Source organism: Paraburkholderia bengalensis (assembly GCF_037126505.1).
Classification (GTDB): Bacteria; Pseudomonadota; Gammaproteobacteria; order Burkholderiales; family Burkholderiaceae; genus Paraburkholderia; species Paraburkholderia bengalensis.
On record NZ_JACFYJ010000161.1, the window covers coordinates 1 to 11,613 of the forward strand.

Sequence of the window (11,613 nt, forward strand, 5' to 3'; positions counted from 1 at the left end):
CAGCCGCGAAGGGGAAAAGACGTGCCGCCGTGTTTCCGTGATCCTGACAGCAAAAGGTCAGTCGATGGATCTTCACCCGGAGTTTTGCGCTACGGGAAACACGCGGGGCCGTTCAACGCGCGGCCGCTGCCTGCCGCTTGAGCGCCTCGGCCGTCACCAGCACGACGCCGCTGTCCGTCCGGTAAAAGCGTTCGCCATCGCGCACGGGGTCTTCGCCGATCACGGTGCCGTCGGGAATCTGGCAGCCGCGGTCGATCACGACCTTGCGCAGGCGGCAACTCGCGCCGATCGACACCTGCGGCAACAAGACTGCCTCAGCGATGTTACAGAACGAATTCACGACCACATTCGACGACAGCACCGAGCGCGAAATCTGCGAGCCGGAGATCACGCAGCCGCCGCACACAATCATGTTGGTGCCCGTGCCCTGAAGGCCGTTCAGATCGCGCACGAACTTGGCGGGCGGCAACTGCTCCTGATGCGTCCAGATCGGCCAGTTGCGGTCGTACAGGTCGAGCGCGGGAATCGTCGAAGCAAGGTCGAGATTCGCGGCCCAGTACGCGTCGATCGTGCCGACGTCGCGCCAGTACGGCTCGACGCTCGGGTCCGACGATACGCACGACATGCTGAACGGATGCGCGATGGCCGTCCCCGAGGTGACCACGCGCGGAATGATGTCCTTGCCGAAGTCGTGATCGGTGGCGACGCTGCTGATGTTTTCCTCCAGCAGCGAGTACAGGTAGTCGGCGCTGAACACGTAGATGCCCATGCTGGCGAGCGCGATGTCGGGGCGTCCGGGCATCGCGGGCGGATCGGCGGGCTTTTCGACGAAACCCGTCACGCGGCGCTGTTCGTCGACGTGCATCACACCGAACGCGACGGCGTCCATGCGCGGCACCTCGATGCAGCCGACCGTGCAGTCCGCGCCCGACTCGACGTGGTCCATCACCATGCGCGTGTAGTCCATCTTGTAGATGTGGTCGCCCGCCAGCACGACGACGTATTTCGGGCGGATCGAACGGATGATGTCGAGGTTCTGGAACACGGCGTCGGCTGTGCCGCGATACCAGTGCGCGCCTTCGACGCGCTGCTGGGCGGGCCACAGGTCGATGAACTCGTTGAACTCGCCGCGCAGGAAGCCCCAGCCGCGCTGCACGTGACGCAGGAGCGAGTGGGCCTTGTACTGCGTGACGACGGCGATGCGGCGGATGCCCGAATTGAGGCAGTTGGACAGCGCGAAATCGATGATCCGGTACTTTCCGCCGAAGTGGACGGCAGGTTTGACGCGCTTGTTCGTGAGCGGCCCGAGGCGAGTGCCGCGTCCGCCCGCGAGGACGATGGCCAGAGTGGTGTGCTGCAGATCGTTCAGGCTTGCCGGCGTATCCATGTGCGTCTCCTTCGTTATGTAGGTGAGCCCTGGTGGAAGCTTTTGCTGTACCCCGGCGGTCTGTTGTTCTGTGTGTGACGCTGCGCGTTGTTGTCGTGAGCCCGTGCTTGTGTCCGCGACGGCTTGCGGCTGGATGCGTGTGTCTGTCGTCCCGGTGCCCGCTGGTTCTGTGCTTTAGCTGGCACATGCGATGCCGGTTCATCCCGGCCAGCGATTAGTCTGGACCATGCGCATGCAGCGCGCAACAGGCGACGTTCGCCATGCCACATTCCTTCTCCGCCTTGTCCGATGGGCGGCGGCGCGTCAGGTCAAAACAGCTGCGTTGCACTGCGTCATGCACGCTGGCCGTGCAATTTGTGCCGCTGCCGCTCTGCTTGGCGGATTGTGCAGCGCTTTTGCGCGGCTTGCGCCGACTTCGAGCGGCGTCCGGCAAGTGCATGCAACCGTGGCGAGCGTCGCGTGCGTGCGCCGCTGCAAAGCCGGCGCGACGCGGGCATCATGATGGGCCTGCGCGCACTTCGCGTGCCTTCGCGCGTCTGCCTGCTGTGGCCGCTCGTGTCCGCTTCCCGTCACCTTTCTTTGCCGCCCACTGACTGCCCATGAGATTTCGTTCGCTCGCCGCCCTTGCCGTATCCGTCTGTCTCGCCGCGTTCGGATCGAACGCATCTGCCGTCGGTGCCACGGATGTCGCTGCGTCCTCTGCGGCGCCGGCGAACCCTCCCGGCGACGACGGCCCCGCGTACGGCCCCGAACTGCAAGGCTTCACCTATCCCGCGCCCGTGCATCAGTTCGAGTTCGCGTCGCAAGGCGAGCAGCTGCATATGTCCTATATGGACATCGCGCCCGAGCATCCGAATGGCCGGACCGTCGTGCTGCTGCACGGCAAGAATTTCTGCGCTGCGACATGGGAGGGGACGATCGGGCGGCTGACGGCGGCGGGTTATCGGGTGATCGCGCCCGACCAGATCGGCTTTTGCAAGTCCAGCAAGCCGCAGCGCTATCAGTTCAGCTTCCAGCAGCTCGCGCGCAACACACATGCGCTGCTCGAATCGATTGGCGTGAAGCAGGCGACCATCGTTGGCCATTCGACGGGCGGCATGCTCGCCGTCCGCTATGCGCTGATGTATCCGGAGGCGACCCAGCAACTCGTGCTCGTCAACCCGATCGGGCTGGAAGACTGGAAAGCGAAGGGCGTGCCGTCGCTCTCCGTCGATCAATGGTACGAGCGCGAGCTGAAGACGACCGCGGGCGGCATCCGCCGCTACGAACAGGCGACCTATTACTCAGGCCAATGGCGCAGCGATTTCGAGCCATGGGTGCAGATGCTGGCGGGGATGTATCGCGGGCCCGGCAAGAAGGAAGTGGCGTGGGATTCGGCGCTGCTCTACGACATGATCTACACGCAGCCTGTTTTTTATGAGCTGGGGCAGGTGAGCATGCCGACGCTGCTGCTGATCGGTCAGAAAGACACCACCGCGATCGGCAAGGATGCGGCGCCGCCCGACGTGCGTGCGCAGCTTGGCCATTACCCCGAACTGGGCCGCGCCGCCGCGAAGGCGATTCCGCACGCGACGCTGGTCGAGTTCGCCGAACTCGGCCACGCGCCGCAGATGCAGGACCCGCAGGCGTTTCACAAGGCGCTGCTCGATGGGCTGGCGGCGTTGCCCGCTGGCCATTGATGGCGCGCTACGGTGTTCGGGCGTGCGCTCGCGTGCGATTGCGTGCGACGAAAGCGCAGGCGGCATGTGCGTGTGTTTGCGCCGTTCCGTTGCGCTTTCATCGGCGCCGGTTTGACGGCTGTTTTTGCGGGATCGGCGCGCAGGTCAGGCACGCCAAATCGGACGCCTGTGTCATGCGTACAGGTCAGGCGCGCAACTCGTCGCGCACCTGAGCGCCGATCTCGAACGACCGCAGCCGCGCCGCGTGATCGTAGATCTGCGCGGTCAGCATCAGCTCGTTGGCGCCCGTCTGCGCGATGATCGAGCGCAGGCGGTCGCGGACCGTGTCGCGATCGCCGATCACCGAGCACGCGAGCGAATGCTGGACGCCGCTCATCTCCATCTCCGATGCCGCCACCCGGTCGACGGGCGGCTGCAGCGGGCCCGGCGTGCCGCGCCGCAAGTTGATGAACTGCTGCTGCAGCGACGTGAACAGGCGCCGCGCTTCGTCGTCGGTGTCCGCGGCGAACAGATTGACGCCGACCATCGCGTACGGCTTGTCGAGCGTTTCCGATGCGCGGAACTGCGTGCGGTACACGTGCAGCGCCTGCATCATGTAATCGGGCGCGAAGTGTGACGCGAACGCGAACGGCAGCCCGAGCGCCGCCGCCAGCTGCGCGCTGAACAGGCTCGAACCCAGCAGCCACAACGGCACGTTCAGACCCGCGCCCGGCACGGCGCGCACGCGCTGGCCCGGCACGGGTTCGGCGAAATAGCGCTGCAGCTCGACGACGTCGTCGGGAAACGAATCGGCGCTGCCGTGCAGGTCGCGCCGCAGCGCGCGCGCCGTGGTCTGATCGGTGCCGGGCGCACGTCCGAGGCCCAGATCGATACGCCCCGGATACAGCGAAGCCAGCGTGCCGAACTGCTCGGCGATCACGAGCGGCGCATGGTTCGGCAGCATCACGCCGCCCGAGCCGACGCGGATCGTTTTCGTGCCCCCCGCCACGTGCCCGATCACGACGGATGTCGCCGCGCTCGCGATGCCCGTCATGTTGTGGTGCTCGGCGAGCCAGTAGCGCTGGTAGCCCCATTGCTCGGCGTGCTGCGCGAGATCGAGCGTGTTGCGAAACGCGTCGGCTGCCGTGGCGCCTGCCGTGATGGGGGAAAGATCGAGGACCGAAAAAGGAATCATGGCAATGGATGTGCGGCCAACCATCGACCGCCGTTCTGTGCAAGGGCGGGGCGCGGGCCGGCTCGGTATGGGCAAAAACGGATTGTGCCGTAGCCCCTGCGTTCGTGCTGGCGGCCTGATCATGCCCCTGACGGCAGCAGGGTCGCCGTTGCGCCGATGCTGGCGCGCTCTGGCGCCGACACAGAAAAGCCCCTGAAAACAGGGCTCGAAATGCGTCGCGACGCCTGCCCGACGCCGCGCTGCGTGTGCCCTCGCACAGAACGTCGCGTGCGCGCGCGTTAATGTGCAAGCGTCGCCGCCCGCGGTGCGAGTCCCCATGATCCGCGACGAGGCGGCGGCCTCCACGGACCTCGACGCCGGTCGGCCCGTCACGTCACGCGTAGGTCGGCTACGCAGCGCACATCCGGACGAACCGGGCCGGCCGGGTCAGCCGGGCGCCGGCGTGTGCGCCGTCGAGCCGGTTGGCAGTCGCGTGCGCACCTGCCGCGCACTGGTTGGCAAGCGCGTCTGGCAAGCGATTTGTCAGCCGATTCGGTGTAAACGCGCTCTCGCGTATTTTGAGCGCTGACGCTAGATTGTCAGCACTTGCAGGACAGTCGAGGGACCAACGGCGGCCGTATGCGGTCGCCATCCATAGTGGTTAAAAATCGCGTCACGGCCAGAAGCACGCGCGGCTTCTGGCCGAAACGCTAGCGTCCGTGTCCCGCCTTTTCGCTTACATCGTTGCCGCGCTCGCGGCGCGCATTCCCGTCATCGTGGTGCTTTCTCTTTTCTGCTGGCATCCGAAACCTCGCGTAGCAATTCTTTAACTTTCCAAACACATCTGTGCGGGCGGGTTTCGCGGTCCGGCCATCGACCGGGTTATGCTTTGTCTCGTTCACCGGGTCTTTTAACGCATGACATTGAAGATGGTTATCCGCACATCGTTGCGCAACTTGATGCTTTCCGTGGCCGTCGCGGGCGGGCTGTGCGCGCTCGGGGGCTGCGACCAACAGCAGAACGAGCAAGCCGTGCAAAAGCTGAAAGAGTTTTTCAACGCCGTCAAACCCGATGCGCTGCTGCTGAAGGGGCTGACGCCGGGCGTCACGACGGAAGCGCAAATTCGCGACCAGATGGGCAAGCCCGAAACCGAGCGCAATTTCACCGATGGGTCGAAGCGGCTCGAATATCCGCGCGGGCCGCAAGGTCTGAACACGTACATGGTCGATATCGGGCCGGACGGCGTCCTGCAGTCCATCACGCAGGTGCTGACGGCCGCGAACTTCGCGAAGATCCGCTCCGGCATGACGGAAGACGAAGTGCGGCGTCTGCTCGGCAAGCCGGGCGAGGTCGCCGTCTATCCGCTCAAGCCGGAGACGGTGTGGAGCTGGAAATGGCGCGAGGGCGGCGTCACGCAGGAGGGCTTTTTCAACGTGCATTTCGACGTCAATCACATCGTCTACACGACTTCGCGCTCCGACGTGATTCGCGGTCACTGACGCCCATCATCACGCGGCAAGCGCGTCGGTGCTGACGCGCATACACACGCGGTCGAATCAGAAAACGCCTGCAAACAGGGGAGCAAACCACGCAATGTCCACGCGAAGGCGATACAGGCGCATCGGTCTCGTGCTCGGCGGGGGCGCTGCGCGGGGTTGGGCGCATATCGGTGCGATTCGCGCGCTGCACGATGCGGGCATCAAGCCGGACATCGTCGCGGGCACGTCGATCGGCGCGCTGGTCGGCGCCGTCTATGCCAATGGCGATCTCGACTGGCTCGAAGAGTGGGTGTGCGGCCTCACGTGGCAATCCGTCGTGCGTCTGCTCGATCTGCGCTTTTCGGGCGGATTGCTCGGCGGCAAGAAAGTCATCCAGGTGTTTGCGAACCGCTTCAATGGGCGCGACATCAGCCAGTTGCGCATGCCATTCGCAGCTGTCGCGACGGAACTCGATTCGGGCCGCGAGACCTGGCTGCAGGACGGCGGCGTGGTGGACGCCGTGCGCGCATCCATTGCGATTCCCGGCATCTTCACGCCCGTGCTGCACGACGGCGTGTGGCTCGTCGACGGCGGGCTGTCGAACCCCGTGCCCGTGTCGGCTGCGCGCGGCATGCGAGCGGACTGCGTGATCGCCGTCGATCTGAACAACGACATTCTGAATGGCCGCGATTTCGGCGGCGCCGTCGTCGATCTGCCGCCCGTGCCTGTGGAAGAAACGGCAGGCGAACCACTCGATGCAGCGCTCGGCGCAGCGCTCGATTCGGCGCTCGATCCGGCGGCGAACGGGGCCGCGGCGGGTTCCACCGCTGCGTCCGCGCTGCTCGACCCGAACGCGCCGCCGCCCGAGATCGCAACGCCGGCACCGCCGTTGCTGCTGCGGCGCAACGGCAAGCCGTTTCCGGGCTGGCTGCAGCCGTCGCCGGAACACTATTCGCGCGACGTGCGCGTGCCGCCCGCGCCGAGCGCGCGCGTGCCTTCGATGTTGAGTTCGATCGCGCAAAGCATCGACATCATGCAAGTGCGGATCACGCGCAGCCGCCTTGCGGGCGAACCGGCCGACATCCTGATCCAGCCGCGTCTGGGCGGCATGGGCATCTTCGACTTCCATCGCGCGGCGCCTGCCATCGCCGAAGGGCGTGCCGCCGTCGAGGCGATGCTGCCCGCGATCCGCGTGTGTCTCGGTATCGATTGAGCGCGCGGCGAGGGCCGTGCGCCATCAGCCTTCGCTGCGCTTCGCCGCGATGATGCGGCACACGCGCTTGCCGGAGCTCGCGCTCGTCGTGTCGTCGACGAACAGGATCAGGCAATCGGCGAGCGCGTCGGTGACGAGCGACGGCTCGAACGCCGAATAGAGACGCCCGTCCGCCTGGCGCGCGTTCGCGCCTTGCGTCACACGCCATGACAGATACAGCATGCCGCTTGGCCGCAGGATGCGCACGAGGTTGTCGATCGCATCCGTGATGGCGTCGCTTGGCAGGTGCATCAGCACGGTCTCGCACACGACGTTGTCGAACTGCTCGTCGATTTCGGCAAGCGACGGCAGTGTGGCCTGACGAAACGCGATCCGCGGATATAGCCGCCGCGCCTGGTCGAGCAGTCCCTGCGACGCATCGAAGCCCGTTACGCGATAGCCATGGTCCGCGAGCCAGGCGGTGTCGCGACCGTTTCCGCAGCCGATATCGGCCGTCTTGCCTGCCGGCAGCAGGTGCGTTTCCCACAGGGCGTACATGTCGTCGGGCGGCGGCTGGTCGAGCCATTCGCGCGAGTAGCGCGCGGCGTCGCGCGTGTAGGCGTCGAGCGTGGCGGGGTCGGGGCGCAGTGGCATGCGGCGATCCTGTGAAAGGCGGCGAGGGCAGCGGCAAGTCTAACGCGAGGGTCACAACGCAGACCTGGAAGCAGACCTGAAACCTGACGTTGAAGCGGCGTCGACGGCACGCGCCTGGCAGCATCGGTGCGCCTTGTCTTTCGGGGAAAGCCCCAATCGGCGCGGGTTTGCGAGAGTTTCGACGGCCTCTCGCGTCTATCGAAAAAGCGACCCGAAACTTGCGAATTCGCGGCAGGCGGCGCGTGGCCGGCGAGGTCTTACAAATCGGTTGGCGCCTTCTGAAAGCGGGGGAGGCACGCCTCGCGCGGGCTGCGGCCGGGGATGTTGCGTCGCACAATAACCGCGCGCCCTGGATTGAGGAAATTATTTTTGCTTGCGAGTATCCGCGCCATGCCGCAGCCCGAGCGGCTTTTCGAACAACCCGGCTTGGCGTGGGATGGGAGCAGGCGGTCACGCGCCGCTCCCGCCGACCGCTTCGCATCGGACAGGAGACTCACGTGTTCCTCTACGGCTTTGGCCCGGTGCTACTCGACGGCACGATCAAGACGATCGAACTGTCGGTTCTTTCACTCGCGACGGCCGTCGTGCTGGGTTTGCTCGGCGCAGCAGCGAAGCTGTCGTTCAACCGTCCGCTGCGCGCGATCGCAACGGGCTACACGACGCTGATCCGCTCGGTGCCCGATCTCGTGCTGATGCTGCTGCTGTTCTATAGCATCCAGATCGCTGTCAACGATCTGACCGACGCGCTCGATCTGCCGCAATTCGACATCGATCCTTTCGTCGCGGGCGTGCTGACGCTCGGCTTCATCTACGGCGCGTACTTCACCGAGACGTTTCGCGGCGCGTTTCTCGCCGTGCCGCGCGGCCAGCTCGAGGCGGGCGCCGCGTACGGCATGAGCGGCGCGCGGGTGTTCGCGCGCATCCTCTTTCCGCAGATGATGCGCTTCGCGCTGCCCGGCATCGGCAACAACTGGCAGGTGCTCGTCAAGGCGACGGCGCTGGTGTCGATCATCGGTCTCGCCGATGTGGTGAAGGCCGCGCAGGACGCGGGAAAGAGCACATTCAACATGTTCTTCTTCATCCTCGTCGCGGCGGCGATCTATCTGGCCATCACCACTGTCTCGAACCTCGTGCTGATCTGGCTGGAGAAGCGCTATTCGATCGGCGTGCGGCACGCCGAGCTTTGATGGCCCCGACTTCTGCAACGAACGGACAGACGACATGATCGACATCCTCAACCAGTTCTGGCGCGCGTTTCTCTACTGGGACGGCCAGCGCATCTCGGGTCTTGCCGTCACGCTGTGGCTGCTGGTCGCTTCCATCGGCATCGGCTTCGTGACGTCGATACCGCTCGCCGTCGCGCGCGTATCGAAGAAGCGCTGGCTGTCGACGCCCGTGCGCCTCTACACGTACGTATTTCGCGGCACGCCACTCTACGTGCAGTTGCTGCTGATCTACACAGGCATGTACAGCCTCGAGTTCGTGCGCTCGCATGCGCTGCTCGATGCGTTCTTCCGCAGCGGCTTTCATTGCGCGATCCTTGCGTTCGCGTTGAACACGTGCGCGTACACGACGGAGATCTTCGCGGGGGCGATTCGCGCGACGCCGCATGGCGAAGTCGAAGCCGCGCGCGCCTACGGCATGAACTGGTTCACGATGTACCGGCGCATTGTGATACCGTCCGCGCTGCGCCGCGCGCTGCCGTTGTACAGTAACGAAGTGATCCTGATGCTGCACGCGACCACCGTCGCCTTCACGGCCACCGTGCCCGACGTGCTGAAGGTCGCGCGCGATGCGAACTCGGCAACCTATCGCTCGTTCGAGGCGTTTGGGCTCGCTGCGCTGATCTATCTTGTTGTATCGTTCGCGCTGGTCGCGTTGTTCCGGCGCGCGGAGCGTCACTGGCTCGCGTATCTGGCCGTGCGCCGGCATTGATCGCCGCAGCGCATCGAAGCATCCGTTTCATCCGCCTTCATTCGAGGAGAGCATCGTGCTCCACACGACTCAAACGGAAGCCTGCAAGCTCGCCGTGCAGGACATCCACAAGCGCTACGGCGATAACGAAGTGCTCAAGGGCGTCTCGCTGAACGCGAACAAGGGCGACGTGATCAGCATCATCGGCGCGAGCGGGTCGGGCAAGAGCACGTTCCTGCGCTGCATCAACTTTCTCGAGCGGCCGAACGCCGGACAGATTATCGTCGACGGCGAAGCAGTGCGCACGAAGCCCGATCGCCACGGCAATTTCGAAGTCGCCGATCACAAGCAGTTGCAGCGCATCCGCACCAAGCTCGCGATGGTGTTTCAGCACTTCAACCTGTGGGCACACATGAACGTGCTGGAAAACGTGGTCGAGGCGCCCATTCATGTGCTCGGCGTGCCGCGCAAGGAAGCGGAAGACCGTGCGCGCGAATACCTCGAGAAAGTGGGCCTCGCGCCGCGCGTGGAGAAGCAGTATCCGTCGCATCTGTCGGGCGGCCAGCAGCAGCGCGTTGCCATCGCGCGCGCACTGGCGATGAATCCCGACGTGATGCTGTTCGACGAGCCGACGTCGGCGCTCGACCCCGAGCTTGTCGGCGAAGTGCTGAAGGTGATGCAGAAGCTCGCCGAAGAAGGCCGCACGATGATCGTCGTCACGCACGAAATGGGCTTTGCGCGCAACGTGTCGAACCATGTGATGTTCCTGCATCAGGGCCGCACGGAAGAAGAGGGCGTGCCGTCGGAAGTGCTCGTGTCGCCGAAGAGCGAGCGTCTGAAGCAGTTCCTGTCGGGCAGCCTCAAGTAACACGGCAACACACGTCGATGCCTCGTCCGTCGTCCAGTCCCGCGCGCACGACCCAGGTCGCGATCGTCGCGTTGCCGCCTGTGTCGATGTCGGGCGTCGGCCCTGTCGTCGACGCGCTGAATCTCGCCAACGAAATCGACGGCCGCGCGCTGTATCGCTGGCAGGTCTGCTCGTGGGACGGCCGCCCCGTGCCGCTCGCGGGCGGCGCGCAATGGCCCGCCGATACCGCATTCGGCGATGCCGTCTCATGCGACTGGCTGATCGTCATCAGCGAGCGCTTTCAGCAGTTCGCAGACTACCGGCTGTTTCTCGCGAGCCTTTCGCGCGTGGGCCAGCGCACGCCGCTCGTGACGGGCATCCATCACGGCGTCTGGTGGCTCGCGATGGCGGGACAACTGTCGGGCTATCGCGTGAGCGTGAACTGGGAGACGTATCAGCAGTTCACCGAGCAGTTCGAGCGCACGATCGTCACGCAGCAGATCTTCGAGATCGACCGCGACCGCGCGACCTGCGCCGGCGGCCAGGCAACCGTCGACTTCATGCTGGCGATGATTGGCCGCGATCACGGCCCAGAGCTTGCCGAGCGTATCGCGGACACGATGGGCGTGGGCACGTTGCGCGCGGGCGAAGAGCGCCAGCGCATTCCGTTTGTGACGGCGCCGGGCGAGCGGCATCCGCGTCTGAACGATGCATTGCTGCTGATGGAGGCGAACATCGAAGACCCGCTGACCTCGGATGAAATCGCGGGTCTGGTCGGCGTGTCGCGCCGACAGCTCGAGCGGCTGTTTCGCCAGTATCTTGGTTCGATGCCGTCGAAGTACTACCTGGGCTTGCGGCTCGCGAAGGCGCGCACGCAGTTGCAGCGCACGAGCAAGTCAGTCGTCCAGATCAGTCTGGCGTGCGGGTTTTCGTCTGCCGCGCATTTTTCCAATGCGTACCGCGAGCGCTTTGGCGTGACGCCGCGCGAGGAGCGGCGCAACTGGATCGAAAAGCAACACGGGGCGGATGAGCCGCGCGCCGCGGCTATGATCGAGAGGCGCGATCGGTGAGGGTTGGTTTTTTGTCTGCGACGCTGGAGGGGCGCCTGGGCGGCGCGGGTGTTTTTGTTGTGTGCGTGCCGTTTTCGCGGGCATCCCCGATGGCGCCTCGCGGCGTGAGCGCTTTTTGTTGTGTGCTTGCCGTTTTCGCTGGCATCCGCGATAGCGCCTCGCGGCGCAGGCGTTACCCCTGTGCGGGGCGGCACTTACTTTCTTTGCCGCCGCAAAGAAAGTAAGCAAAGAAAGCGGGC

General features: G+C 65.2%; 10 protein-coding genes. 7 read left to right on the forward strand and 3 right to left on the reverse strand.

Features of this window, described 5'->3' with window-relative positions; genetic code table 11:
* Positions 1-112: 112 nt before the first annotated feature.
* The gene (gene glgC / locus H3V53_RS40970; RefSeq protein WP_336602702.1) at positions 113-1,387 is read right to left on the reverse strand and encodes a glucose-1-phosphate adenylyltransferase; all 1,275 of its coding nucleotides are present in this window, start codon (positions 1,385-1,387) and stop codon (positions 113-115) included.
* A gap of 599 nt (positions 1,388-1,986) precedes the next feature.
* Between glgC and H3V53_RS40975 the strand changes: the two genes are divergently transcribed.
* Entirely contained in the window at positions 1,987-3,066 is a 1,080-nt protein-coding gene (locus tag H3V53_RS40975) for an alpha/beta fold hydrolase (protein WP_336602703.1), read from the forward strand.
* Positions 3,067-3,250: 184 nt separating this feature from the next.
* Here H3V53_RS40975 and H3V53_RS40980 read toward each other — a convergent pair whose 3' ends face one another.
* On the reverse strand, positions 3,251-4,240 hold the full coding sequence (locus H3V53_RS40980) for an LLM class flavin-dependent oxidoreductase (RefSeq protein ID WP_336602704.1): 990 nt from the start codon (positions 4,238-4,240) through the stop codon (positions 3,251-3,253).
* A gap of 938 nt (positions 4,241-5,178) precedes the next feature.
* Here H3V53_RS40980 and H3V53_RS40985 point away from each other — a divergent pair.
* Positions 5,179-5,718: a hypothetical protein gene (locus H3V53_RS40985; protein ID WP_419539739.1), complete on the forward strand. Its 540-nt coding sequence runs from the start codon at positions 5,179-5,181 to the stop codon at positions 5,716-5,718.
* Between the two features lie 94 nt (positions 5,719-5,812).
* On the forward strand, positions 5,813-6,910 hold the full coding sequence (locus tag H3V53_RS40990) for a patatin-like phospholipase family protein (protein WP_336602706.1): 1,098 nt from the start codon (positions 5,813-5,815) through the stop codon (positions 6,908-6,910).
* Positions 6,911-6,934: 24 nt separating this feature from the next.
* On the opposite strand, the gene H3V53_RS40995 is transcribed toward H3V53_RS40990, so the two are convergent.
* Entirely contained in the window at positions 6,935-7,543 is a 609-nt protein-coding gene (locus H3V53_RS40995) for a class I SAM-dependent methyltransferase (protein WP_336602707.1), read from the reverse strand.
* Between the two features lie 497 nt (positions 7,544-8,040).
* On the opposite strand from H3V53_RS40995, the gene H3V53_RS41000 reads away from it, so the two are divergent.
* Genes H3V53_RS41000 through H3V53_RS41015 form a run of 4 tightly spaced genes read left to right on the forward strand, consistent with a single transcriptional unit; the run spans position 8,041 to position 11,374 of the window.
* Complete coding sequence (locus H3V53_RS41000; protein ID WP_336602708.1) at positions 8,041-8,730, forward strand: ABC transporter permease; 690 nt, start codon at positions 8,041-8,043, stop codon at positions 8,728-8,730.
* A gap of 34 nt (positions 8,731-8,764) precedes the next feature.
* Positions 8,765-9,478 (forward strand): ABC transporter permease, encoded by a 714-nt coding sequence (locus H3V53_RS41005; RefSeq protein ID WP_336602709.1) that lies wholly within the window; start codon positions 8,765-8,767, stop codon positions 9,476-9,478.
* 55 nt (positions 9,479-9,533) lie between these two features.
* A complete protein-coding gene (locus tag H3V53_RS41010) occupies positions 9,534-10,325 on the forward strand; it encodes an ABC transporter ATP-binding protein (protein ID WP_336602710.1) in 792 nt (263 codons plus the stop codon).
* A gap of 17 nt (positions 10,326-10,342) precedes the next feature.
* The gene (locus tag H3V53_RS41015; protein WP_336602711.1) at positions 10,343-11,374 is read left to right on the forward strand and encodes a GlxA family transcriptional regulator; all 1,032 of its coding nucleotides are present in this window, start codon (positions 10,343-10,345) and stop codon (positions 11,372-11,374) included.
* Positions 11,375-11,613: the final 239 nt, after the last annotated feature.

Excerpts from the sequence above, each read along its gene's own strand:
- H3V53_RS41005 (WP_336602709.1), top strand. The coding sequence starts at position 8,765 with ATGATCGACATCCTCAACCAGTTCTGGCGCGCGTTTCTCTACTGGGAC.
- glgC (WP_336602702.1), bottom strand. The coding sequence starts at position 1,387 with ATGGATACGCCGGCAAGCCTGAACGATCTGCAGCACACCACTCTGGCC.
- H3V53_RS40995 (WP_336602707.1), bottom strand. The coding sequence starts at position 7,543 with ATGCCACTGCGCCCCGACCCCGCCACGCTCGACGCCTACACGCGCGAC.
- H3V53_RS41015 (WP_336602711.1), top strand. The coding sequence starts at position 10,343 with ATGCCTCGTCCGTCGTCCAGTCCCGCGCGCACGACCCAGGTCGCGATC.
- H3V53_RS40985 (WP_419539739.1), top strand. The coding sequence starts at position 5,179 with ATGCTTTCCGTGGCCGTCGCGGGCGGGCTGTGCGCGCTCGGGGGCTGC.
- H3V53_RS40990 (WP_336602706.1), top strand. The coding sequence starts at position 5,813 with ATGTCCACGCGAAGGCGATACAGGCGCATCGGTCTCGTGCTCGGCGGG.
- H3V53_RS40975 (WP_336602703.1), top strand. The coding sequence starts at position 1,987 with ATGAGATTTCGTTCGCTCGCCGCCCTTGCCGTATCCGTCTGTCTCGCC.
- H3V53_RS40980 (WP_336602704.1), bottom strand. The coding sequence starts at position 4,240 with ATGATTCCTTTTTCGGTCCTCGATCTTTCCCCCATCACGGCAGGCGCC.